We start from the raw sequence: 23,754 nt of genomic DNA on the forward strand, positions 1-23,754 counted from the left end.
ATATGACACTTCACTATCAGCTAGCCGACAAATCAGACTATGCATCTGCGGTAGAGTTTGCACTTTATACAAGACAGCTTTTATTCCCAGAAATCTATCATGGGCAAGTTCCCAAAGATTTAAAAAATTTTGGGCAATATTATGTCAATGACTCATTGGGCTGCTTCATTACGGTAAAAGATAAAAACCGTATTATTGGCACCATTGCATATCGGGCGTATGACCATCGTTTTGATTTAAATTTGCCACCAAATACGGTTGAGGTCGTCAAGTTGTTTGTATTGCCTGAATACCGCCGTAATGGCATTGCAACTCAGCTATGCAACATGTTGTTTAGCCATGCAAAAAAGAATGGAATTGCCACTTTGTATTTGCACACTCATCCATTTTTGCCAGCGGCTGAAGAGTTTTGGACTCTACAAGGCTTTGAAGTCATTAATCGAGAATGGATCGAGACGTATGACACCATTCACATGAGTAAATCTTTATAGCGTTTCATTCTGAGTATGAAATCTTTTTAGAAAGTGGGTAGGCGGATAGCCCATAATTTTACTGAACATTGCTGTAAAAGCAGCCGAGTGTTCATAGCCCAAACTAAATGCAATTTCAGTAATCGAGATATTATTTTTCAAGGCATTTAAAGCATAGATGATGCAGACTCGATTACGCCATGCCTGAAATGACATGCCCGTTTCAGACTTAAACCAGCGATGAAAAGTCCGTTCACTTTTATTGTGATCATGTCCCCACCAGTGATTGCACTGTTGTGATTGGTGTTGAGCAAAAATATGTCGATGGTCTTCGCATTGATAGCACCGACGACATTGCAAAGGCATTTCACAAAGATGCTGTGATGTAAGGCTTTACGAATGGTAAATTATTAGGTGAATTAATAAAAAATTTATACGCATTTTCACCACAGGTGGCAGCTGCAGCAGCCTTAAAAGATTTAAAAAATATTTTAAGGCATAACTATTAATCTAATAGTAATATTCTATGTAATGGATATTTTATTCTATCTAGCAGGTTTCCAAAAGAAAATCTCTAAACCAGCGTTGTATAGAATCATGGTGTGTGCGTTCATGCCATGCCATTAATTTATTATAACCACCAACTTCAATAGGTGGTTTTTTGGAAATAATACCTGAATCTTTCTCTAATAAATGATGTGGAGCAACAGCAATCCAATCACTATTTTTAAGAATTTCTGGTAACAATAAAAAGCTTGTAATAGACATTACAACATTTCTCTTTTTCCCAATTTTCTCCAATGCAACATCTGTAGCTCCAGCGAAACCACCTCCATCGTAAGAGACTAATACATGATTGAGAGAGCAAAATGTATCTATATCAAGCTCTTGATTAGCTAATGGATGATTTTCTCGCATCATACAAACATAGTTTTCTTTATGGATTATCCGTGAACGAAGGTTCAAGGGAACTGTTGGTTCACCCACTATAATAAGATCAAGTTCTCCATTCATCAGCATAGCTTCGACATTCCGACCATGAATAGACATCAGAGCTATTTTGACTTTCGGTGCAATCTTATTTAAAGCTAATGTAAAAGGTACACCTACACAATGCATACCGTTATCAGTCGCAGCAATTCTGAAAGTTGTTTCTAGTTCCGCTGGATTAAAGATAGGCGGTTGTATTAATTGCTCAATTTCACTTAATATTTTCTTTAAAGGTTCCGCTAAAGCAAGAGCTCTATCTGTTGGAACCATACCATATGATGCTCGAACAAATAATGGATCATCAAAACGATCTCTTAGCCGGTTAAGCATGCTACTAACAGCAGGTTGTGTTAAAGCTAACTTATCAGCTGCACGTGTAACATTCTTTTCATCTAGTAATGCATCTAGTGCTTTAAGTAAATTTAAATCGAGATTATTGATATTAACCATATTTATAGTAAGTATATAGTTTGATAATTATATTTATAACAAAGCATTTCCTAATATGCAAAGCCCTTATCTAAAAGCGCTAGTACTATGATAAAAACACCATCAAAATTTATAGGTGAATGCTCATTACCTATGAGTAAACTTGCATTAGGTACAGTTCAGATTGGTTATGACAGTAGGATCAGCTTTGATCAAGCAAAAGAAATTATAAATGCCGCATATTATGAGGGTGTTCGATACTTTGATAGCGCACCGATGTATGGATTTGGACGTGCTGAATATACATTAAGTACTATTCTACGTGAGTTAGAGATCAGAAATAATGTCCTTGTCAGTACCAAAGTTGGACGTGTTTTAAATACGCGGGGGGGATATTGTAAAGATCCATTGTGGTATTTAAAAAATTCTGGTTATAAATATGATTACACTTATGATGGCGTGATGTCCTCTTTTGAGGATAGTCTAAAAAGAACTGGATTAGATCATATAGATTTATTATTGGTACATGATCTTGGCAGTATATGGCATGGAGAGAGGGCTCATCAATATTGGAAGCAATTTTGTGAAAGTGGCTTCAGGGCTTTAGATGAACTGCGTAAGAGCAGAGATGTATCCGCAATTGGATTAGGTGTGAATGAAACTGAAATTGTCTTAAAAGTAGCAAAAGAATTTGAAATCGACTGCGCCTTGATTGCCGGTCAATACACTTTGTTAGATCATAAACATTCTTATAAAGATTTAGAAAAACTATCAGAATCTAATATAGCTGTTTTTGCTGCGGGAATCTTTAATTCCGGAATTCTTGCCTCAGGCACTATAGAGCAAGCCCGATATAATTATGGAAAAGTACCAATAGATATTTTATTAAAAGTTAAAGAAATTGAATCTATATGTTTGAAATATAATGTTTCTCTCCCAACAGCAGCTTTACAATTTACAGCAAGTCATCCCGCGATCACTTCGTTAGTTTTCGGGGCTAAAAGTGAAAATGAAGTCATGCAGAATGTTAGTTCTTATACACAGCAAGTTCCCTACGAGTTTTGGAATGAACTGAAATACAAAAATATCATCAGTACTTCTGTCCCATTGCCAGTTTCAGATTGAGAAGTAAATTACCTAGCAATAGTATTAGATATTAATTTGATTAATACAGTTTATATAATTCTATAATTATATTTATTTCTATGGTTGCACTACTATTTTCATAACAGCTGAGCACACATTCTCTTCTAAAGCCGAATGCTGTTGTCCACGACTGAATTATCATACTGAAGTAGGAAATCCAAGATGTCTAAACCAACTTATGTAACTGAATACAATGCAATTGTTGAAGTATTAAATAAATATAATGAAGGTGGAAAACAAGCTGATAGCAGCATTATGAAACCTGCTTTCAGTGAGCACGCAACTATCTTTGGTGTAGATGCTGACAATAAGCTTATTGGTGGTCCCATCCAAGGGTTATTCGATGTTATTGATCGTGATTTTAGCCCATCACCAAATGCGCAAGGTGTGATCGTAAATATTGATATCGTTGGAACTGCTGCAAGTGCACGTATTGATACTAATGATATTTCAGGATTTTGCTTTACAGACTTCTTTAACTTATTGAAAGTAGAAGGTAAGTGGACTGTTATTAGTAAAATTTATCATACCCATTCAACCAATTAATATTTGGAGTGGGGCATGAATTATTTAGAAAGCAAAGTAATCATTATTACTGGAGCCTCTTCAGGTATTGGCAAAGCTTCTGCCAAAATGTTGGCGGCTGAAGGAGCTAAAGTTATAGCGGTTGCAAGAAATCAAGAACGTCTTAATGAACTAGTTAATGAAGTAACAAAGCATGGTGATCAAATCACAGGCTTTGTAGCAGATGTTACCAACCTTGATGACGTTAAAAAGCTTGCTCAATTTGCTAAAGATACTTACGGCTCTGTTGATATTCTAATTAACAATGCTGGACTTATGCTTTTTTCATATTGGAGCGATTTAGCAATTGATGATTGGAACAAAATGATTAATACCAATATCAAAGGCTATTTGAATGCAATAGCAGGCGTATTACCAATTATGCTTGAGCAAAAGTCTGGACAAATCTTGAATATGGATTCAGTTGCTGGGCATCAAGTAGATCCAGCAGCGGGGATCTATTGTGCAACAAAGTTTTTTGTACAAGCGATGACTGAGTCAATGCGTAAAGATTTGGGTGTTAACCATGGTATCCGAGTTAATACAGTTAGTCCTGGTGTTATTAATACAGGCTGGGCAGACAAAGTCACTGATCCTGAAGGTCGTAAGGCAGCACAAGAGCTCAACAAAATTGCTATAGATCCAGATGATGTAGCACGTGCTGTAGTCTATGCACTTAATCAACCTGAAAATGTCACTGTGAATGATTTAATCATTTCTCCAACGCGTCAAAATTGGTAACCACTATTTATCTTTCGCTTTTCCTATTCTTACAAGATGTGAGGTGGAGAAGCGATGCTTTTTACTCAGGGTTGGATATTAATCACTTTATCATGAAGGTGTATCTATGAATATTCTTGTTGTTGGTGCAAATGGAAGAGTGGGTTCTCATTTGGTCAATACATTGGCAGAAATGGGGCATTCTGTTTATGCGGGAGCTCGCAAAGATTCATTGAGTTTTACGAATCCTTCTATTCAATTTTTTGAATTGGATTTGCTAGCTGATTTGCAAAAAATCATTCAACGTTTTGAATCTGTAAATATAGATGTAATTTACTTCACTGCAGGCTCTAGAGGAAAAAATCTTCTTCAAGTTGATGCTTTTGGTGCAGTGAAAGTGATGCAAGCTGCGAAAGCTGTGGGTATTCGTCGATTTATAATGTTGAGCTCAGTTTTTGCACTACAACCAGAACGCTGGGGTGAGTCATTCTTAGAGAATATCACTGATTATAATATTGCAAAATTTTTCGCAGATCATTGGTTAGTTCATCAAAGTAATTTGGATTTTACTATCCTTCAACCGGGTGCATTGCAAGAAAAATTAGGTAGTGGCCGAATCAAAATTAATGTCTCTGAGCCTCTTAGTAACAGTATTGATAATGTCGTTGAAACACTTGCAGGTATTTTAAGTGCTCCAAATACGATTGGTCAGGTAATTACGATGGCTGATGGTGACATTCCAATTATAGATGCGCTCAATCAAGTCTCCTCGTAAAGTTTTACGTTTCTGTTTAATGCTTTTAAAGCAAAGATGAAGTTCAAAGATTTTTTAAATTGAAGATGAATATGATGAATCCGAAATACTCTCCCTTATTCCAACCCTATACTTTAAATAATGGGGTAACGATTAAAAATAGATTAGTCGTTGCTCCAATGACACATTTTGCTTCTAATGATGACGGAAGTCTGAGCCAAGAAGAGCGTGCTTTTATTCAAGGACGTGCAGAAAACTTTGGCTTATTCATTAGTGCAGCGACCTTAGTTTCACCTGAGGGTAAAGCATTTGTAGGTCAGCCTGAGGCCATTAGCGATAAAGATTTACCTAGTTTAAAAGCAGTTGCTAATTTGATTAAATCTCAAGGTGCAAAAGCAATTTTACAAATCCATCATGGAGGTAAGCTCAGCATTAATGAATTGTTGAATGGTGCAGAAATGGTTGCTCCATCAGAAGATCTACAATCTGGATCACGTGAACTCACAGATTCTGAAATCAATAATTTAATCGAAGCATTTGCAAATGCTGCTGATTTAGCTATTCAAGTGGGTTTCGATGGTGTTGAGATTCATGGTGCAAATGGGTATTTAATTCAACAATTTAACTCAGCACAATCAAACCGTCGCACAGACGAATGGGGTGGCAGTATTGAAAAACGTATGCGTTTTTCATTGTCGATTGTAGATGCTGTACATGCTGTCAAAATGAAACATGGATTTAATGATTTCATAATTGGGTATCGGTTTTCACCAGAAGAACCAGGAGAGCAAGGTTTAACAATGGCAGATACATTTGCTCTAATTGACGCCTTAGTAGAAAAGCCAATTCAATATTTACACGTATCTCTTTGGGATTTTTATAAAAAAGCACGTAGGGGGGCAGATGTAAGCTTAACTCGTATGCAACTTCTACATGAGAGAATTGCAGGTAAGCTTCCATTAATTGGTGTCGGAAGTTTATTTAGTGCAGATCAGATATTAGATGCATATGAAACTAAATGGGCTGAATTTATTGCAGTTGGTAAAGCAGTAATGATGAATCCTGATCTTGCAACATTAATTGCGAATGGACGCGAGAGCGAAATTGTTTTAGCAATAGATCCTCATAAAGCAGATCGTTATCGTATTCCTAATAATCTGTGGCAACAAAATATGAGCCGTTTATCCTATTTACCTCCACTTAAAGATGACTCTGAGTGGAAAACAGTTGATATTTAAATATTGAGCATAATATGGCAATTCAATCTGTACCTTTAGAAAAAGCATATCGCTTATTGAACCATGGACCAACTGTATTGGTGTCTGCAAAACATCAAAGTACTGAAAATGTGATGGCTGCTTCATGGGCTTGTGCTTTGGAGTTTTCTCCAGCGAAAGTCACTGTTGTTCTAGATAAAATGGCTTTTACACGTTCTTTAGTTGAACAAAGTGGATGGTTTGCTTTACAAGTTCCTGTTGTACAGCAAGTTCAAATGGTTGTAGATGTTGGAAGTGAAAGTCTAAAAGACCACCCAAATAAATTGAATGAATTTGGTGTAAGACTATTTTATCAAGATGGTTTTCAAACTCCTTTAGTCGAAGGGTGTGTAGCTTGGCTACTCTGTAAACTAATTCCAGAGTCACACAATCAAGAAGCTCATGATCTTTTCATTGGAGAGGTTGTTAGTGCTTGGGCTGATGATCGTGTCTTTAAAGATGGTCACTGGCAATTTGATGATGTACCGACAGAATTGAAAACTTTACATTATATTGCTGGTGGACAATTTTATGTTATAGGCCAAGGACTTAAGGTAAATGAAGGACCTTAGTCTAGCTTTAATTTTACTGTATTGGGGATTTTCAATGAACCAATACAGTAAATATTTTAATCATGTTAAGTTTAGGGATATGAGAGATATTGAAAATAAAATAAAGAAAGCACCAATTATTTTGTTAAATAAATAAAAGAATTTTGGTTTTTTTATTAGCACTTTAATTTTTTCACCTCCCCAAATGTAGATTAGCATCCAAGAAAATTCACAAATAACAAAAGTAAAAATCAGTATTGAATACTGAGAGAGCAGAGGTGAATTACGATTAATAAATTGAGGGAAAAATGAAATAATAAAAAGTATTGTTTTAGGATTGCAAATAGCTATAAAAAAACCGTTAATAAAGAAATTACCATGCGTTTTAAATGAGGATATTTTGTCATTATTTAATTTTTTCGAGTTGTGATTTAAAAGTTTTATTCCAATTAAAAACAGATAGATAATTCCAAATACATTAATTAATTTTATAAATATATTTTGTAAATTACTTAAAAATAAGAGTGTAAGGCAACATGCTGTAATTGATATTAATACTCCTAGTAAACATCCTGCAGTTGATATTAAAGTTTCCTTTAATGTCTGATTAATTTTCGTATTCAATACGAATACCATGTTAGGACCTGGTATTGCTGATAGGACAGAAATAGTGGATAGAAACAAGAGCCAAGTATATAAGGTCATAGTGGTTCATTAAATTTTAAATTATAGCTTTTAAATAAAAATATAATAAACAATATTTTTTTATTAAATGGATAAAAAAATATTATATGCATATATGATTTTGATAATCATTAGTGTTTATTTAATTTGTTTTATTACAATGACTTATGTTGTATATAGGAATAATTTGTTAATTTGAAAAAATATTTTTGTTTCTAAATACGCTTTTTTTTATATAGCATTAATTTGTTTAAAGGATGTGAGTAAATAAGATCAAAAAGATTCTTATTATCTTAAATTCCTATTCAGGTATAAAGGATTATACGAGTAAAGACAGAATCTAAAGTTTTAGATTTTTAACTCGGAAAACCTTTCTATTTTAAATTTTTATTTAAGACAAAAGTCAATTTAATAGAGGTTCCTATGAGTTTAGCACCATTCCATTTAGCTATCCCAGTTTATGATTTGCCCGCTGCAAGAAATTTTTATGGTGAAGTCTTTGGTTTAGAAGAAGGAAGATCTAGTGATCACTGGGTTGATTTTAATTTCTTCGGACATCAATTAGTTATTCATGAGCATCCTAAAATGGATTATCAAGAAAAAGTTGTTTCTAATTCTGTGGATGGTCATGATGTACCTGCTCCGCATTTCGGAATCATTCTAAGTTGGGAAGATTGGGAAACTTTAGCTGAAAGATTAAAGTCGTTAGGTACAAAGTTTGTGATTGAACCCTATGTACGTTTCAAAGGTAAAGTTGGCGAACAAGGAACTATGTTTTTATTTGATCCGTGTGGTAATGCGCTTGAATTTAAAGCATTTAAAGATATGACTCAGCTTTTTGCAAAATAAAGTAATGAGGGATACGAATATTATTTGTATCCCTTTTTTGAGGACATGTAGAAACAAGGATGATTTATGAAAAGTATTTCTTTGGTATGGCAAATATTAATTGGTCTTCTTTTAGGTATTTTAGTCGGGTGGTATTTTAATGTAAATCCAACTCATCAAGTTTGGGTAAGCACTGAAATATTAAAACCGTTAGGCGATATTTTTATTAATATGATGAAAATGGTCGTTGTACCTATTGTATTGTGTTGCATGATCTTAGGCATCGCAGGAGGAGGCGATAATAAGTCTTTTGGAAAAATGGGTGCGGGTTCTCTCCTTTATTTCTTTACAATAACAAGCCTTGCGATTGTTTGGGGTTTATTATTGGCCAATTTTTTTCAACCTGGGGTTGGAACAGATATATCTGGGATGGCACACTCAGCTGTAGTACTACATACGGATACGAACAAAGGCGCTCTACAGATTATAAAAAATATCGTGCCGGAAAACATTGTGGTAGCCCTATATGAAGGCAAACTACTATCAATTCTATTTTTTGCGATTCTTTTTGGTTTAGCATTAAACAAAATTCCTGAAGAAAAAAGCCAACCTGTAATAAGAGTTTTACAGGGAATATCTGATGCATTGTTCAAGCTTGTAAGTTTAGTCATGGCTTATGCACCGATTGGTGTGTTTGGTATGATCGGCGCGACAGTTGCGACTTTTGGCTTCAGTTCTTTATTACCATTATTGAAATTAATTGGAGTCGTTTATCTAGCCTTAGCTTTATTTGCTATTTTTGTTCTAGGTGCTGTGTGTTTGTATATAAGAGAAAACTTATTTCACCTTATTAAATATTTTAAAGATGAACTCATTCTAGCTTTCTCAACTGGTGCGTCTGCTGCTGTCATGCCGCAATTAATGCAGAAACTCGAAAACTATGGTGTTCCACGCCGTATTGTAAGTTTTGTAGTACCTATGGGATATGCATTTAATTTAGATGGAGCATCAATTTTCCTAGGTGTGGCTACAATTTTCGTCGCTCAATTATATGGAATAGATTTGACTATCTCTCAACAAGCATTATTGGTCGTGACTATGGTCTTAACATCTAAAGGGGCAGCAGGAGTTCCTGGTTTTGCAATTTTGATTTTATCTGCGACCTTAGCAACAGCTGGTTTACCATTAGAAGGTGTTGCGTTAATTGCTGGTATTTTTAGAATTATTGAAAGTGGTACTACAACATTAAATGTTCTTGGAAATGCTATTGCACCACTAGTTGTAGCAAAGTGGAAGACGAAGCGATTAGAGTCTTTTAATACTGTACCTGAAAATTAAAACCAAAGATAAGTATCGCACTAAGAGATACTTATCTATATAAATTTAAGAAGTGTATAATTTCTGCAAGGATTGGTTTTATCATTTAATGGAATGCAGATAGTATGTTTCATGAGCTCAAAACCCTTATAGCAATCAAAAAATATGGTTCATTTAGTGCTACAGGCCATAATGTAGGGCTTACACAAGCAGCTGTCAGTGCACAAATCAAATCTTTAGAATCTTATTTGGGGATTAAGCTCTTTGAAAGAAACGGAAAAACTGTTCAATTTAATAGTGAGGGTTTACGCGTACTTGCGTTAGCTGAACAAGTTTTTGATCTTGTCGAGAAGATGAAACAACCTGAATGTATGGCAGATTTCACTGGTGAGATTAGGATAGGGGCAATTGCTTCAATTCAATCCAATATTTTGCCAGAAATACTTGAAGAACTATTCAAATACTTTCCTAAAGCAAAAATTAAACTTATACCAGGTGTCTCATTTAATTTGTTCCATCAGCTTGGAAAAAATGAGATAGATCTAGCGATTATCATTAAGCCTAATTTTGAAGTTTCCGATGATTATTGCCATTATACTTTAAAAAAAGAGCCTATTCTTCTTATTACCCCAATTGATATTCACGAAAAACACCCTGTTGAAATTTTAAAAAATAATCCGTTTATACGTTATGACTATTCCTCATTTGGGGGGAAGGTTGTAGCAAACTATTTAAATAGAAATCAAATCAAAACGAATGACATTATTGAAGTAGATGAAATTGAAGCAATTATTAGAATGGTAGAAAAAAACTTAGGCGTAGCTTTAATTCCAGATATTGGAATGAATAAATTGAAAGAAAAAAATATCAATATAATTGATTTAAAACAACCAGATCTTTATCGAGAAATTATTATTATTCATAAAAAAAATACTGAAAATTCAATTATATCAAGTATTGTTTCAAAAATAGTCGAAGGTGTGGCTATTCGTGAAAAGTAATTAAGTACATTCATTTCTCAACAACAAAGGATATGTGCTATTGATAGGAAAAGACAAACATCCGACATTAAGTCGGATTTTTTATTGCGTAAACTTAATAGATATAGATTGTAACAATCTCGAAATATGTGTCAAAAATCTCACATCAAATGTCATTCAGCGGGCTTTGGAAAAAGTTTGAAAATTAGACTTGAAATATATAGTGGCTTTATGCCACTATATATTCATCGAAGGTCATCAGACAAAAAGAGGATGATATGGCTATCCAGCTTTTAGATGCGGCAAGAAATGAAATTCCAGTGAAATTCACGCAGTTTTCTGGTGGAGAGCGTCATGTTCAAATTGATGAGACAACCTTAGGTTTACTATCTGGCACAGTATTGGTTCGTGCACAAATGACCACAAGCCACGATGTGATGGACTATTTACTACTTGAAAATATATTGCTGAATCAGGGTTTAACCGTTGACCTAGAAATTCCGTATTTTCCATACGCACGTCAGGACCGTATTTGTGCAGTAGGCCAAGCATTCTCACTCGATGTGATGACGAAGCTACTTAACATCAATGCGGACAAAAAAGCCGGCAAACAAGGCAAAGTAACTGTTTGGGATTGCCATAGTAAAGTAACAACAGCATTACTCGCTGCCAATACTTCTTTTAGTGAAGTTGTAAATGTCAGTTCAGTCGACATCATCGCAAAGAGTGAAGTGCTGAGTGCATTGTTAAAAGATGAAAAAACAATACTGATTTGCCCAGACAAAGGGGCGAAAGCACGTACACAAATGGTTGCAGACGCTTTTAATCTTGAGCGTAAACAACCAATCACTATTGTTCAGTGTGATAAAAAACGTGATCCAGTGACTGGCAAAATTTTAGGTACACATGTACATGCGACTGATTTATCTGGCCTAACAGCGGTCATTACCGATGACATTTGCGATGGTGGTGCAACATTTATTGGTATTGCCAAAGAACTCCGTCACCTCAATTGCCATAAGGTCGTTCTATATGTGACCCACGGTATTTTTAGTAAAGGATTAGAGGTTTTTGATGGACTGCTTGACCAACTGTTTACCTCGGACAGCTTTCCACAACAGCCAACAGACAAAATTTCAGTAATTGCTTTTGTAGCAAAATAAAGAGAATAAAGATGACTATTAAACTTAATCCATTAAACGCTATCGATTTTTATAAAGCTGATCACAGACGTCAGTATCCAGTAGGTACAGAGTACGTGTACGCAAACTTTACACCGCGTTCATCTCGACTCGCAAAAATGCTGCCTGATTTTGACGATAAAGTTGTGTTCTTTGGTCTTCAGGGTTTTATCAAACACTTTTTAATCGATACGTGGAATGAAGGTTTTTTCAAGCAACCTAAAGACAAAGTGGTAGCTGCTTATAAACGCCGTATGGATAGTTCATTAGGTGAAGGCGCAGTACCGGTTGATCATATTGAAGCATTACACGACTTGGGTTATTTACCATTACGTATTAAAGCATTGCCAGAAGGTAGCCGCGTCAATATGCGTGTACCTGTGCTCACTGTAGTTAATACCGACCCACGTTTCTTTTGGTTAACCAACTATATTGAAACTGTGTTAAGTGCTGAGCTTTGGAAAAGCTGTACTACCTCAACGATTGCCTACGAGTACAAACGCTTATTAACGCAATATGCCGTAAAAACTGGCGCACCTCTCGATTTTGTACCTGTGCAAGGACACGATTTTAGTAGCCGTGGCATGAGCGGAATTTATGATGCGGCGCAATCAGGTGTCGGTCATTTAACCAGTTTTATTGGAACAGACTCGGTTGCTTCAATTGACTACGCAGAGGAATATTACAATGCCACAGGTGTGATTGGAGTATCTGTGCCAGCGACCGAACACAGTGTGATGTGTATGGGCACAGAAGACAGTGAGCTAGACACATTTAAGCGTTTAATCTGTGAGCTTTATCCGTCTGGTGTTGTCAGTGTTGTATCTGATACTTGGGATTTTTGGCGAGTCATTACAGAATTTACGGTGGCTTTAAAACCTGAAATTCTGGCAAGACAACCTAATGCTTTAGGCTTGGCTAAATTGGTTTTCCGTCCAGACTCTGGCGACCCTGTCAAAATTATTTGTGGTGATCCAGATGCCGAAGTCGGCAGCCCAGCGTATAAAGGCGCGGTTGAATGTTTATGGGAAGTGTTTGGCGGTACAACAACTGACCAAGGCTATAACGTACTGAATGAACGTGTTGGTTTAATTTATGGTGACTCGATTACACTAGACCGTGCGCAGCGCATTTTGGAAGGACTTGAAGCCAAAGGTTTTGCATCAAACAACTTGGTGTTTGGTATAGGCAGCTTTACTTATAATTACTTAACTCGCGATACCTTTGGGTTTGCTGTGAAAGCGACTTGGGGACAAGTGAATGGCGTAGGTCGAGAGCTGTTTAAAGACCCGATTACTGACTCTGGCGTAAAAAAATCTGCGAAAGGTCTATTACGCATCGAAGAAAATGAAACTGGTTTTATCTTGTTTGATGAGCAAACAGCAGAACAAGAACAAGGCGGAGCACTAAAAACAGTCTTTGAAAATGGTAAACTCCAGTGTGAGTGTACGTTGGATCAAATTCGTGATCGTTTATCCATCGCATAACTGAGTTTAGATGAGTCGTTACATGGGTATCGGCTCATCGTTTTTATTGAGAGGCTGAACGTGACTATTCAAACTGAACAAGAATTCCTTGCCAGTTATGATCGCCGAGATTATGACGCACCTTTACTCACCGTCGATATGGCTATTTTCTCGGTATTTAATGGTCAGTTACAGGTATTACTCATTAAGCGACCAAATTTTCCAGCCAAAGATCAATGGGCTTTACCGGGTGGTTTTGCCGATTTAACCCATGATCAAGACTTGATGGCAACGGCCTATCGTAAGCTGGTCGAAAAAACAGGGATTGCTTCACCTTACTTGGAACAAGTTGCCTCTGTCGGTAATGCCAAACGTGACCCGCGTGGTTGGGCTGTGACCATTTTGTATTTTGCTTTAATCGATTTTAATGCCTACCAACATCAGGCGTTGGCTGAATACAGCGAATGGGTGCCTGTAGCAAGAGCACAAGATTTCGCTTTGGCGTTTGATCATAATGAATTGCTTAACTTGGCATTGGAGCGTTTAACTAATAAAACCCGCTATACCGCATTGCCAGCCAGTCTGATGCCCGAGTTGTTTACACTGACTGAGCTACAAACCATTTATGAAATTATTCTTGGGCAATCTTTAGATAAAAAAGCGTTTAGACGCCGTATGATAGAAGCTGGCGCAGTTGAAGAAACCAACCACAGTAAAATTGTGGGAAAACGACCAGCTCAGCTTTACCGCTATGCACTCGATTCTTTTGATTTTATATTTCCTCGTTCACTCGAATTACCAAGAAATAAAGAGGGTGAAGATAAGCAAAACAATGAGCTTTCTGACTAGCGCATCTTGATGCACTTTGATTTATAATGCCGCGCTTATGATTAATGTCATGTTTTGATCAGCACTTTGCCTATGTCACACGCTTCTTCCTGCTTCCAACAAAACCAGTTTTTTGTGTTGGTGGAATATCTCACTTCACTGCATGAAATTTATCCTGTTAAACATGAGTTTGCAGGATATCCTGCTGCAATGACATTGGCAGATCGCGTACATTCAGATCATGATATTGCGCCGCTTGAAGCGAGCAAAAGTTACCCTGACTCAATTGATAAAGTCTTACACTTTTCTGGTAAGGCCCGAGACATACAAGACTTTGAGCATTTTTTAGAGCAAGCTAAAGCAGCCAATATTCAAAACTTGTTATTGCTTACAGGCGATAAACTTAAAGAGCATCATAATGGGCGAGATGGGCAGCCTCGTAGTCGATACCTTGAGTCTGTAAATGCCGTAATGGCTGCCAAGCAACATGGCAGTTTTCGCATTGGGGTTGCTTTTAATTCATTTAAATATGTCGAAGCTGAGCGTGATGCCCAGTATTTAAAACTGCATAAGAAGATTAAAGCAGGTGCTGACTTTATCATTACCCAATTGGGCTATGACATTGAAGCCTTAAAGCAAGCCAAATCATTTTTAACGAAGCATGCTTATTCACAGCAAATACTGGCTTGTGTGATGCCTCTGACTTTAGGTCGTGCCAATTTTATGGTGAAGCATAAAGTGGCAGGTATTGTGATTACTGCGCACATGCTAAAAGTCTTGGCAGATGAAAAACAGGCAGGGCATACAGACCGTGTTTATTTGCGCTGTGCTTTACAGATTTTGATATGTAAACACTTAGGGTTTGCAGGGATTCATTTATCTGCCTGCCATAAGCCTGAAGAGCAAATGCTGCTTGAAAGTTATATTGAGCAATACAGACATCTGAAGCTTGACGCCTTAGAAGAGATTTGGAATTCACTTTGGCAAGTCACTACAGGCAAAGAGTTTGCGCCTGAAATTGCTAGTTTTTCTCGCCAGCCATCATCTAAACAATTAATTAAATATCGCCAACTACATGTGATGCATGAGGCACTGTTTGAATCAAAAATTGCTAAAGGCGTTGGACGCTTTATTTTTAAAGCATCTTTTTGGGAAAATGCTTTAGTCGCCAAAGTATTACTTAAAACAGAAGTGCTGAGTAAACATAGCCTAGTGGGCTGCGAAAGCTGTGGTCAGTGTCGTTTGGGTGACACTTTATATATTTGCCCTGAAACGTGCCCAAAAGGTTTAGCCAACGGGCCTTGTGGTGGAACAACTTTAGACCGCTGTGAATTTGGTGACCGTGAGTGTATTCATTCAATCAAAGCAAGACTTGCAAAAGCGGTTGAACAAACTGAGGTATTAAAAGAGAAACTCATTCCAACCGTACCTCTTGAAGTACGTGGCACGAGTTCTTGGAAAAATTGGTATTTAGCGACTGAGGCTTAAGATTTGTATTACCCCTTGATTTGATTTTATTTCAAAATTAATTGATATGCTAAAGCACGGCAATAATTTAAAAATAACAACTAGTTGTCTTAATTATGTCCAATCAAAGTGATCACCTAGGAGTATACTTAAAGCAAATCTTTTGCGTTAAAAGAAAGGCTGTCTCAATGAAAAAGTTGGTTGCTGTACTTACTGTAATTGTTGTTTTAACTGGATGCGTTTACGACCCTGTTAATTACGACAAAATACACGACCAAGAGTTCCAAGATCACCTCAGGCAAAACGGTTAGTAATAAAAAGCAATGCTACATCGAAATCTGCGAATGTAATTATCTCCAAGAGCAATTGTTTTTTGGTTGGATTACTAATAGCGTTTCACTATAAAGGTTCTGGTTTTGCTGTGTATCCTATTTTCTGGATGCATAACTCATTCGATCAATAACAATTTAAGTGTAGGTATTTGCGTGAAAGCCCTCTAGGGAGGGCTTTGGCTACTTTTTGATTTGAGGATTTGGTGGAGCAGGTGGTCGTTGAGGGATAATATTTCCACCACGTATATTTGTTGTAGCTGGAGGCGGAGGTGGAGGTGGGATATTCGTTGATCTAGTCATATCATTCTCTAAATTTTAACTATTAGATAGATACAACCCAATATACCTGTAAGAATTAATAGTGCATAGGTACACGACATAATTTTTAATAACCAACGCTGTCTATAAATATTATTATCGCGAATAACAGTAGAACATTGAGAATACTGCTCTACAAGATAAAGTGTGTATTGATCATTTACATATTCTTGTTTTTCAGTTTCAAAATTTGGATCTTGAATTGTGCTTTGACTATGTTGTATATAATGATTCTCTAGTACATTTCTATAGTTTTCCATATCACTTGAGGTATTTGTCCAACTATCTAACTTGATGTGTGAGAGGCAGTAAAATCCATACAAAGTAAAAATCAATAACACTATCATTACTTCCCATAAAAAAACAAAGAACGTAAGGAGCATTTCAGAATTAAGAATTAGAGTGTCAAACATTGTGATATTTGCGGTAATACATCCAGTTATCAAAACTGCATAAATTGCCATTCGGGCATATAATTTTTCTTTAAAATCTATTTGAAAATAATATTCAGCTTTATAGATTTCCAATCTTTTTTCTAAATTCATTTTGAAAGACTAAGCTATTGATATTTATTTTATTCTAATGAAGTTTTAGTAAGAAATCATGAAATCGATTAAATTGTTTAAATTTCTTTTCTAAATAGCTAAATAATTATTGTTAATATCAATAATTAAAAATTAAAATTTGGAGGGGATATGACAATTCTTCAAAATGCAATTGATTCAATAGCACTTGGTATTGAAGATTATGAAGAAGCTGTTCATGATTCTAGACGTTTGATTTCATGTACACGCAATATATTTGCAGGAATACTTTTACTTTTTAAACATAAGCTTAGTGAATTAAGCCCAGAAAATTCTGATGAAGTACTGATTAAGCAAAAGGTTATACCCAGCCAGAGAACTGGTGAAATTAGTTGGGTTGGAGAAGGTAATAAAACAGTAGATGTTCAGGGTATAGAAGATCGTTTTAAAGGACTTGGTATAAAAGTAGATTGGACACGATTAAAGAAAATTCAGAAATATAGAAATGATATTGAACACTACTATACAACTAATTCATCATCTGCTGTACAACAGATGATTTCTGATTCTTTTTTAGTTATTGTGAACTTTATTTCAGAATATCTAAATGGAGATCCAAGAGATTTACTGGGTGAAGAAATTTTTAATGTGATGAAAGAAATTGATGAAGTTTATGAACAAGACAAGAAGCTATGTGTAGCTAAATTCCAAACACTCAAATATTTTCATCCTACTATTCCCACTGTATTAACTGATACAAGTTGTTTTGAATGTGGATCTGGTTTTCTAAATCCTTTAAAAGATAATACTTATGCAGAAGAAACACGTTATCAATGTAGATCTTGTAATGCTGAATTTGACTATGAAAAATTAGTAAATGTTGCATTTGAAAATGAGTTTAGTTTATCTACTAGAGATATCATGAATGGTGAAGAAGATATTAGCTGCAATTGCCCTGAATGCGGAGGGTATTTTCTATATCAAGAGGGAGTTTGTGTGGCATGTGGTTACGAAAATAATTTAATTTGTGAGCTGTGCGATGATAAAATTCATCCCTCAGAGGTTGAAGTATTTGAAGGCCGTTGTTCATATTGTAATTATAAGTGGGAAAAAATAATGGCTGAGTAAAATAAAGAGGCACTTTTTTGTTGTTTGCGTTAAATAGGTAGACGATGACCGCACTTTTAGAAAAGGATTTCAGCCCATCTGAGTTTACATTGTTTTCTGAAATATTATGGAAACTTGGCTCAGGAAAAGGGCAATATAATTTACGTGAAAATATCATTGCAGATATTGCTACCTTATTACGGGCTGATTTTGCCGCATCGTATATTTGGGACTCAACGCATAACTTATCGAAAGAAGGTGTGATATGGAAAATCGACCCAAAAGCGATGGAAGACTATGAGTGTATTTGGCAATTTGATGACCCTATTACTGCACAGCTTCATAAACTCCAGAAACCGACATTTGTAAACGAAGTCATGCCTCTCGTAGACCTTAAAAAAACCAGTTATTACAATGAGTTTTTAAAAACCTATGGTTTGTATCACGGCATAAATATTTATTTTGTCCGAAATGGTATGGATATTGGCGATTTACGTATTTGGCGTGCAAAAGACGCTGACATGTTTGGGGAGCGTGAAAAAAGAATATTAAGCCTACTTGAACCTTATTTTACTCAAGCCTTACCCACTGATTTATCAACACAATATGGTCTGACTCCACGTGAACAAGAAGTGGTTCATTTGGTCTCTAAAGGTTTGAGTGATAAAGAGGTGGCAAGTTTACTTGGTATTGGTTTTACCACTTTAAGAACCCATCTGAATAATTCTATGAGAAAAATAGGCTGCAATAATCGCACTGAAATGGCTTTGCTCATTCAACATTAAAGCAAAACAATCCTCAATTTTGAGGATACGAATGAATGAGCAATTTGTACTAAGTTCTTAAAATCGCAACTTAAATGGATTTTAAGTCATCATGTCAAATGCAGTTGAAAAAAATAATTGGATTGAATCACAAGGTTTAGTAAATGCTTCAGTTGATGTCATCACTAAATTGATTCATGAAAGAAAAATATCTTGCGAAGAGCTCGTCCATCATTACTTCGCCACTATTGAAAAACAGCAATCTTTAAATGCATTTATTAGTACAGATAAAGCTTCAGCAATTCAACAAGCTCAATATTGGGATAAATATCTACTTAGCGGAAAACCATGTCCAGCTTTGATGGGCATTTTAATTGCGGTTAAAGACAATATTCATGTTGAAGGTTTCCCTAACAGTGCAGGCACACCAGCTTTAGCCTACTTTAAGCCTCAAAGCTCTGCACCGATTATTCAAAAGCTCATTGATCACGGCGCGATCATTGTTGGTAAAACCAATATGCACGAATTGGCCTTTGGGGTAACAGGTTATAATACTGCTATGCATATAGAGGGTGTTGTAGGTACACGAAATGCCGTAAACCCATTACATATTGCTGGCGGGTCTTCTTCAGGTAGTGCTGTGGCTGTTGCCGCGGGAATGGTTCCGATTGCAATTGGTACAGATACTGGTGCTTCTATTCGATTGCCAAGCGCTCTAAATGGTTGTGTCGGCTTTCGTCCAACGGTAGGAAGATATTCACAAGACAGTATTACCCCAATTTCACATACACGGGATACTGCCGGCCCTATGGCACATACAGTATCTGACATTATCTTAATTGATCAGCTCATTACTCAAGAGCCAAGAAAAAAACCATTACTACCTCATCAAATTAGGCTCGGTATCAATCCATATTTTTGGAATCATTTAGATGAAGACGTTCATCAACAAGCTCATATTGCACTTGAGCTTTTAAAAGATGCGGGAGTCGAAATTGTTACTGTCGATATGCCGAATTTAAAACAACTTAATCACGCTATTTCATTTCCCGTGGTCATCTATGAGGGTAAATATGACCTTATTCAATATTTAAAACATCATCATATAGACCTGACCTTAGAGTCGGTGATCAATCAGATCTCAAGCCCAGATGTACAGGCACTTTTTAAACAGAATATCCTTCCCCAATTAATTCAAGATCAGACTGGTCAACTTGTTCCTGTTTTACCTTTGTATAAAAAAGCCATCAGTGAAGCTCGTCCACAATTGCTGGAGCTCTATCAAAACACATTTAAAGCGCATAATTTACATGCTTTATTGTTCCCAACATCAGCCATCGTTGCACCGCTAGTAAACGAGCAAGTCAGTTCAATTGAAAATTTCCAAACACTGATTCGAAATACAGACCCCGGCAGTAATATCGGATTACCTGGACTGAGTTTACCCATTGGAAAGGGGGCGAAATCGCAACTACCAATTGGGTTGGAGATCGATGGCTTACCTCATCAGGATAGTGAAATACTTGCGATTGGCGTGACTTTAGAAGAAATTTTTAGGGTTTTAAATAAGTAAAAAATAAACTGATAATTCTCTATTTTTTAAATAAAAAAGAGTTAAAAGTAACTCTTTTTTAAGATTAATTTTATTTGTTAATAATGCTTAGTTTCTTGAAAGGATGTTGGCTTAGAATTTCTCTGCTATTCCACTTAATATAGTTAATCATAAATTTATTAAAATACATCTTTAATAAGTTTTGTTTAACTATTTTGATAAATAAGAACATTTATATTTTATGTTTATATAAATATTATAAAACTTATCGATAACCCTTTTTAAAATTACACATTACCTTAATTAATTCTACATAAGTACTACAAATTGAAGGCTGATTTTTAATATTAGTACGATGAATTTTCCTGTCAATTAATCACTTTAATAAGAAAAATAACTACATTAAGTTATTGATTAAAATTAATAATTTAAATTTTTAGATAATGGGTTGTAAATGGAAATTTCAAAAAATATAAAATTACATAATTTTTAAACATATTTTTTATAGCATGCAATCTATTGGCGCAAATAGAAAAAATATATGTCAAAACGGTCAATGATATTTAATCGATTTAAGAATCATAATTTGCACCAAATTTTACGCTTTCACGATTCATTGAATAAACCAAGTGAAAAATTACGTAAAAAAGACGCTAATAGTTTATTGGTGTAAATAAAAAATCAAATATTACAAATAAACGGAATGAATATGGATAACGTAGCTCAGCTAGAAACTGATACTAATTTCCAAAGTCGAAAAAAGATAACTTGGGGTGTTTTTAGTGTCCTGCTGTTATTTTTAGTCGCGGGCATTATATATTATTTTTTTGTATACCGATTTTATCAATCTACTGATAATGCTTATGTGCAAGCTGATGTCACTTGGGTAATGCCAAAGATTTCAGGCGAAGTGATGGAGTTATTAATTAACGATAATCAGTTTGTAAAGAAAGGGGAAACTTTAGCTGTATTAGATCACCGCGATTATCAAGCCCGTTATGATCAGGCTAGCTCTGCTGTGAGCTTAAAAGAAGCAGCGCTAGGCGTACAACAACAAAATGAAAAGTCTGCCAAGTCTTCCATTACTGAAGCAAATAGTGGCGTTGTTGCGGCACAAGCAGACTTATCTCGCTTAAGAAAAGATTTTGAACGTTATCAAGATTTATTAAAAGATGGGGTAATTACCCGCCAAAATTTTGAAGGGGTTCAATCTCAGTACTTAACGGCTCAAGCACAATTAAGCAAGGCTCAAGCCGCCGTAAATGCAGCAGAAGCTCAGTTGGGTAGTTTACAGGCCAGTAGAGCGCAACTTTTGGCAGATATTCAAAGTGCCAATGCAAACTTAAATCTTTATCAAATTGATTTGGCTTCATCAAAAGTGGTGAGTCCAGTCGCAGGGAAAATAGGAAGCCTTGCGATCCAGAAAGGTTCGCGTGTTTCTCCGCAAACCCGCTTAATGGCGATTATTCCTGAAAATAGTTTGTATGTACAAGCGAACTTCAAAGAAACTCAAATTGAAAAAATGCATATTGGTCAGAAAGTTAAATTAAAACTTGATGCTTACCCAAGCCTGACTTACAGCGGAACAATTGAAAGCTTTTCTCCAGCCTCTGGTGCAACTTTCTCACTCATGCCACCAGACAATGCCACAGGCAACTTTAACAAGGTTGTGCAACGTATTCCTGTACGTATTGCCATAGATTCAAGTCCGCATATTGATCTTATAAAACCTGGAATGTCGGTTAGCGCTACGGTTGACCTAAGAACGTAATAATAAAATTTTTAGGTAATAAGAAATGAATAAGCATATTGACGCTGAGTGGAAGTTTCCCGCAAAGACGGCTTGGGCAATTTTTGCTGCCATGATTTTTGGCAACTTCATGGCGATTCTTGATATTCAGATTGTGGCGAGTTCTCTAAACGAAGTTCAAGCCGGCATGAGTGCAAGCCGCTATGAAGTGACTTGGGTGCAAACTGTTTATTTGATTGCCGAAATTATCGCGATTCCAATGTCGAGTATTGTCTCACGCGTGCTTTCAACACGGGTGTATTACACCATCTGTGCAATTGGCTTCACCATCAGCTCTTTACTTTGTGCGTTGGCATGGAACTTAGAGAGTTTACTGGTTTTCCGTGGCATTCAAGGCTTTATGGGCGGCGGGATGATTCCAACCTCCATGACGGCGTTGTACTTACTTTTTCCCGAAGCAAAACGTTCATTGCCTTTGGTTATGTTTGGAATGATCAGTACTTTAGGTCCAGCCATCGGCCCAACTATTGGCGGCTGGTTAACCAATAACTTCTCATGGCACTGGATGTTCCTGATTAATATTATTCCGGGCATTATCATTGCCACGGTCATCTACTCAGGTCCAAATATCGACCGTGCGAATCATTCACTCATCAAAAGCATGGACTGGTTCAGCCTCATTGGCATGGCGATGTTTTTGGGCGGGCTTGAATATTTCCTTGATGAAGGTGCACGGCACGACTGGCTTGCAGATCCAGGCGTTCGGATTGCTTTCATGGTCTGTGTTGTGGGCGGCATGATCTTCTTCTCTAGAAGTTTTACCCAGCCTAAGCCTTTGCTCGATTTATCCGTATTTAAGAATAAGAACTTTACATTAAGTGCCATCACGACTTTTGTGATTGGTATGGCGCTTTATGGCTTGGGTTACATGATTCCAGTGTTTCTTGGGCAAGTCCGTGAAATGAACAGTAGCCAGATTGGTCACGTCATGATGGTGACAGGCATTGTCATGTCCTGCTTTGCGCCATTTCTTGCGTGGCTCATTCCCAATTTTGATACCCGCAAAACTGTATTTGTCGGAATGATTCTGGCTGGTTTTGGTGTGTGGCTCAATTCACATTTGAACATTCACAGCGATTATGACTTTATGTTCTGGCCGCAAATCTATCGTGGCATTGGTCTGATGATCTGCTTGATTGTGGTTTCGCATTTAGCCATGAGCACCTTACCACTGAGTAAAGTTGCCGACGCCAGCGGTATTTATAACCTGATGCGCAATATTGGCGGAGCGGTTGGACTAGCGCTGATTAACTCATCATTAGACTGGCTGACTGCGCTTCATGTTACCCAGATTAATCAGTCGATGACCCCGCAGAATTGGATCTTTACAGAAAGACTCGATCAGCTCACGGCGCAATATCAGGAAGTCGGCTCAAATGCACAGCAAATAGCGCTCAGCGTGATCTATCGTGACATTCATTTTCAAGCGCTTACATCTAGTTTTAATGATTTATTACGCATGCTCGCAATCATCATGTTTGTGACCGCCTTTTTAACCATCTTTATGGATCGGGGGAAGAAAATGAATATGTAGCTATTTAGAAATAAAAGGCAGCTTTCAAAGAATGAAAAACAATAGGGCATATCAAAACGTATCCCTTCATAGAAAAAGAACATTTTTATGAGTTTTCTCATATCGGTAGATGAGATCGGGAAACTCGCAAATTAGAGGTGGAAGGTTAAAGGATTATGATTAATACAACGTATAAATTGATT

General features: G+C 36.4%; 22 protein-coding genes and 1 pseudogene. 19 read left to right on the top strand and 4 right to left on the bottom strand.

The window, feature by feature from the left end; all coding sequences use genetic code 11:
* The first annotated feature begins 2 nt into the window (after window positions 1-2).
* Window positions 3-491 carry a GNAT family N-acetyltransferase gene (locus F936_RS09645; protein WP_005046980.1) on the top strand — a complete coding sequence of 163 codons (489 nt, stop codon included), beginning with the start codon at window positions 3-5 and terminating at the stop codon, window positions 489-491.
* Here the strand turns inward: F936_RS09645 and F936_RS09650 are convergent.
* Both F936_RS09650 and F936_RS09655 read right to left on the bottom strand, forming a co-directional pair.
* Window positions 486-749 (bottom strand): annotated as a pseudogene (locus tag F936_RS09650) (helix-turn-helix domain-containing protein); the annotation flags it as partial. The gene F936_RS09645 and the pseudogene F936_RS09650 sit on opposite strands and share 6 nt — an antisense overlap.
* A 270-nt stretch (window positions 750-1,019) precedes the next feature.
* Window positions 1,020-1,910, bottom strand: coding sequence for a LysR family transcriptional regulator (locus F936_RS09655; RefSeq protein ID WP_005046997.1), 891 nt, complete (start codon window positions 1,908-1,910; stop codon window positions 1,020-1,022).
* An 87-nt stretch (window positions 1,911-1,997) separates the two neighbouring features.
* On the opposite strand from F936_RS09655, the gene F936_RS09660 reads away from it, so the two are divergent.
* The 6 genes from F936_RS09660 to F936_RS09685 all read left to right on the top strand — a co-directional run bounded on the left by F936_RS09660 (window position 1,998) and on the right by F936_RS09685 (window position 6,901).
* Window positions 1,998-3,014: an aldo/keto reductase gene (locus F936_RS09660; protein WP_016802293.1), complete on the top strand. Its 1,017-nt coding sequence runs from the start codon at window positions 1,998-2,000 to the stop codon at window positions 3,012-3,014.
* A gap of 183 nt (window positions 3,015-3,197) precedes the next feature.
* Window positions 3,198-3,581, top strand: a complete 384-nt coding sequence (locus tag F936_RS09665; protein ID WP_005047006.1) for a nuclear transport factor 2 family protein — start codon at window positions 3,198-3,200, stop codon at window positions 3,579-3,581.
* A 15-nt stretch (window positions 3,582-3,596) separates the two neighbouring features.
* Window positions 3,597-4,340: an SDR family oxidoreductase gene (locus tag F936_RS09670; protein ID WP_005047008.1), complete on the top strand. Its 744-nt coding sequence runs from the start codon at window positions 3,597-3,599 to the stop codon at window positions 4,338-4,340.
* 106 nt (window positions 4,341-4,446) lie between these two features.
* Window positions 4,447-5,094, top strand: coding sequence for an SDR family oxidoreductase (locus F936_RS09675; protein WP_005047009.1), 648 nt, complete (start codon window positions 4,447-4,449; stop codon window positions 5,092-5,094).
* 71 nt (window positions 5,095-5,165) lie between these two features.
* Window positions 5,166-6,311, top strand: a complete 1,146-nt coding sequence (locus tag F936_RS09680; RefSeq protein ID WP_005047011.1) for an NADH-dependent flavin oxidoreductase — start codon at window positions 5,166-5,168, stop codon at window positions 6,309-6,311.
* A gap of 14 nt (window positions 6,312-6,325) precedes the next feature.
* On the top strand, window positions 6,326-6,901 hold the full coding sequence (locus F936_RS09685) for a flavin reductase family protein (protein ID WP_005047013.1): 576 nt from the start codon (window positions 6,326-6,328) through the stop codon (window positions 6,899-6,901).
* A gap of 60 nt (window positions 6,902-6,961) precedes the next feature.
* Here the strand turns inward: F936_RS09685 and F936_RS09690 are convergent, their stop codons facing one another.
* Window positions 6,962-7,585: a LysE family translocator gene (locus F936_RS09690; protein ID WP_017389661.1), complete on the bottom strand. Its 624-nt coding sequence runs from the start codon at window positions 7,583-7,585 to the stop codon at window positions 6,962-6,964.
* 402 nt (window positions 7,586-7,987) lie between these two features.
* On the opposite strand from F936_RS09690, the gene F936_RS09695 reads away from it, so the two are divergent.
* The 7 genes from F936_RS09695 (at window position 7,988) to F936_RS09725 (ending at window position 15,652) form a co-directional block, all read left to right on the top strand.
* A complete protein-coding gene (locus tag F936_RS09695) occupies window positions 7,988-8,413 on the top strand; it encodes a VOC family protein (protein WP_003650523.1) in 426 nt (141 codons plus the stop codon).
* Window positions 8,414-8,479: 66 nt separating this feature from the next.
* Entirely contained in the window at window positions 8,480-9,730 is a 1,251-nt protein-coding gene (locus tag F936_RS09700) for a cation:dicarboxylate symporter family transporter (RefSeq protein ID WP_005040497.1), read from the top strand.
* Window positions 9,731-9,834: 104 nt separating this feature from the next.
* On the top strand, window positions 9,835-10,710 hold the full coding sequence (locus F936_RS09705; protein ID WP_005047016.1) for a LysR family transcriptional regulator: 876 nt from the start codon (window positions 9,835-9,837) through the stop codon (window positions 10,708-10,710).
* Window positions 10,711-10,967: 257 nt separating this feature from the next.
* Window positions 10,968-11,852, top strand: a complete 885-nt coding sequence (locus F936_RS09710; RefSeq protein WP_005047018.1) for a phosphoribosyltransferase family protein — start codon at window positions 10,968-10,970, stop codon at window positions 11,850-11,852.
* Window positions 11,853-11,863: 11 nt separating this feature from the next.
* Window positions 11,864-13,357, top strand: coding sequence for a nicotinate phosphoribosyltransferase (locus tag F936_RS09715; RefSeq protein ID WP_005047020.1), 1,494 nt, complete (start codon window positions 11,864-11,866; stop codon window positions 13,355-13,357).
* A gap of 60 nt (window positions 13,358-13,417) precedes the next feature.
* Complete coding sequence (ntrR, locus tag F936_RS09720) at window positions 13,418-14,185, top strand: ADPR responsive transcriptional repressor NtrR (RefSeq protein WP_005047022.1); 768 nt, start codon at window positions 13,418-13,420, stop codon at window positions 14,183-14,185.
* A 72-nt stretch (window positions 14,186-14,257) separates the two neighbouring features.
* The gene (locus tag F936_RS09725) at window positions 14,258-15,652 is read left to right on the top strand and encodes a methylenetetrahydrofolate reductase C-terminal domain-containing protein (RefSeq protein WP_005047033.1); all 1,395 of its coding nucleotides are present in this window, start codon (window positions 14,258-14,260) and stop codon (window positions 15,650-15,652) included.
* A gap of 619 nt (window positions 15,653-16,271) precedes the next feature.
* On the opposite strand, the gene F936_RS09730 is transcribed toward F936_RS09725, so the two are convergent.
* Window positions 16,272-16,826 carry a hypothetical protein gene (locus tag F936_RS09730; protein ID WP_005047040.1) on the bottom strand — a complete coding sequence of 185 codons (555 nt, stop codon included), beginning with the start codon at window positions 16,824-16,826 and terminating at the stop codon, window positions 16,272-16,274.
* Window positions 16,827-16,976: 150 nt separating this feature from the next.
* Between F936_RS09730 and F936_RS09735 the strand changes: the two genes are divergently transcribed.
* The 5 genes from F936_RS09735 (at window position 16,977) to F936_RS09755 (ending at window position 23,572) form a co-directional block, all read left to right on the top strand.
* Entirely contained in the window at window positions 16,977-17,933 is a 957-nt protein-coding gene (locus F936_RS09735; protein WP_005047041.1) for a hypothetical protein, read from the top strand.
* Window positions 17,934-17,977: 44 nt separating this feature from the next.
* Window positions 17,978-18,697 carry a response regulator transcription factor gene (locus F936_RS09740; RefSeq protein WP_005047042.1) on the top strand — a complete coding sequence of 240 codons (720 nt, stop codon included), beginning with the start codon at window positions 17,978-17,980 and terminating at the stop codon, window positions 18,695-18,697.
* Window positions 18,698-18,788: 91 nt separating this feature from the next.
* The gene (gene iaaH / locus F936_RS09745) at window positions 18,789-20,249 is read left to right on the top strand and encodes an indoleacetamide hydrolase (RefSeq protein ID WP_005047043.1); all 1,461 of its coding nucleotides are present in this window, start codon (window positions 18,789-18,791) and stop codon (window positions 20,247-20,249) included.
* A gap of 688 nt (window positions 20,250-20,937) precedes the next feature.
* A complete protein-coding gene (locus F936_RS09750) occupies window positions 20,938-21,999 on the top strand; it encodes an HlyD family secretion protein (RefSeq protein ID WP_005047044.1) in 1,062 nt (353 codons plus the stop codon).
* 25 nt (window positions 22,000-22,024) lie between these two features.
* Complete coding sequence (locus tag F936_RS09755) at window positions 22,025-23,572, top strand: DHA2 family efflux MFS transporter permease subunit (protein WP_005047045.1); 1,548 nt, start codon at window positions 22,025-22,027, stop codon at window positions 23,570-23,572.
* Window positions 23,573-23,754 lie beyond the last annotated feature (182 nt).

Source organism: Acinetobacter calcoaceticus DSM 30006 = CIP 81.8 (genome assembly GCF_000368965.1).
Taxonomy (GTDB): Bacteria; Pseudomonadota; Gammaproteobacteria; order Pseudomonadales; family Moraxellaceae; genus Acinetobacter; species Acinetobacter calcoaceticus.

Excerpts from the sequence above, each read along its gene's own strand:
- F936_RS09750 (WP_005047044.1), top strand. The coding sequence starts at position 20,938 with ATGGATAACGTAGCTCAGCTAGAAACTGATACTAATTTCCAAAGTCGA.
- iaaH (WP_005047043.1), top strand. The coding sequence starts at position 18,789 with ATGTCAAATGCAGTTGAAAAAAATAATTGGATTGAATCACAAGGTTTA.
- F936_RS09695 (WP_003650523.1), top strand. The coding sequence starts at position 7,988 with ATGAGTTTAGCACCATTCCATTTAGCTATCCCAGTTTATGATTTGCCC.
- F936_RS09645 (WP_005046980.1), top strand. The coding sequence starts at position 3 with ATGACACTTCACTATCAGCTAGCCGACAAATCAGACTATGCATCTGCG.
- F936_RS09680 (WP_005047011.1), top strand. The coding sequence starts at position 5,166 with ATGATGAATCCGAAATACTCTCCCTTATTCCAACCCTATACTTTAAAT.
- F936_RS09715 (WP_005047020.1), top strand. The coding sequence starts at position 11,864 with ATGACTATTAAACTTAATCCATTAAACGCTATCGATTTTTATAAAGCT.
- F936_RS09690 (WP_017389661.1), bottom strand. The coding sequence starts at position 7,585 with ATGACCTTATATACTTGGCTCTTGTTTCTATCCACTATTTCTGTCCTA.
- F936_RS09725 (WP_005047033.1), top strand. The coding sequence starts at position 14,258 with ATGTCACACGCTTCTTCCTGCTTCCAACAAAACCAGTTTTTTGTGTTG.
- F936_RS09705 (WP_005047016.1), top strand. The coding sequence starts at position 9,835 with ATGTTTCATGAGCTCAAAACCCTTATAGCAATCAAAAAATATGGTTCA.
- F936_RS09670 (WP_005047008.1), top strand. The coding sequence starts at position 3,597 with ATGAATTATTTAGAAAGCAAAGTAATCATTATTACTGGAGCCTCTTCA.
- F936_RS09730 (WP_005047040.1), bottom strand. The coding sequence starts at position 16,826 with ATGAATTTAGAAAAAAGATTGGAAATCTATAAAGCTGAATATTATTTT.
- F936_RS09665 (WP_005047006.1), top strand. The coding sequence starts at position 3,198 with ATGTCTAAACCAACTTATGTAACTGAATACAATGCAATTGTTGAAGTA.
- F936_RS09735 (WP_005047041.1), top strand. The coding sequence starts at position 16,977 with ATGACAATTCTTCAAAATGCAATTGATTCAATAGCACTTGGTATTGAA.
- F936_RS09655 (WP_005046997.1), bottom strand. The coding sequence starts at position 1,910 with ATGGTTAATATCAATAATCTCGATTTAAATTTACTTAAAGCACTAGAT.
- F936_RS09710 (WP_005047018.1), top strand. The coding sequence starts at position 10,968 with ATGGCTATCCAGCTTTTAGATGCGGCAAGAAATGAAATTCCAGTGAAA.
- F936_RS09740 (WP_005047042.1), top strand. The coding sequence starts at position 17,978 with ATGACCGCACTTTTAGAAAAGGATTTCAGCCCATCTGAGTTTACATTG.
- F936_RS09660 (WP_016802293.1), top strand. The coding sequence starts at position 1,998 with ATGATAAAAACACCATCAAAATTTATAGGTGAATGCTCATTACCTATG.
- F936_RS09685 (WP_005047013.1), top strand. The coding sequence starts at position 6,326 with ATGGCAATTCAATCTGTACCTTTAGAAAAAGCATATCGCTTATTGAAC.
- F936_RS09755 (WP_005047045.1), top strand. The coding sequence starts at position 22,025 with ATGAATAAGCATATTGACGCTGAGTGGAAGTTTCCCGCAAAGACGGCT.
- F936_RS09675 (WP_005047009.1), top strand. The coding sequence starts at position 4,447 with ATGAATATTCTTGTTGTTGGTGCAAATGGAAGAGTGGGTTCTCATTTG.
- F936_RS09700 (WP_005040497.1), top strand. The coding sequence starts at position 8,480 with ATGAAAAGTATTTCTTTGGTATGGCAAATATTAATTGGTCTTCTTTTA.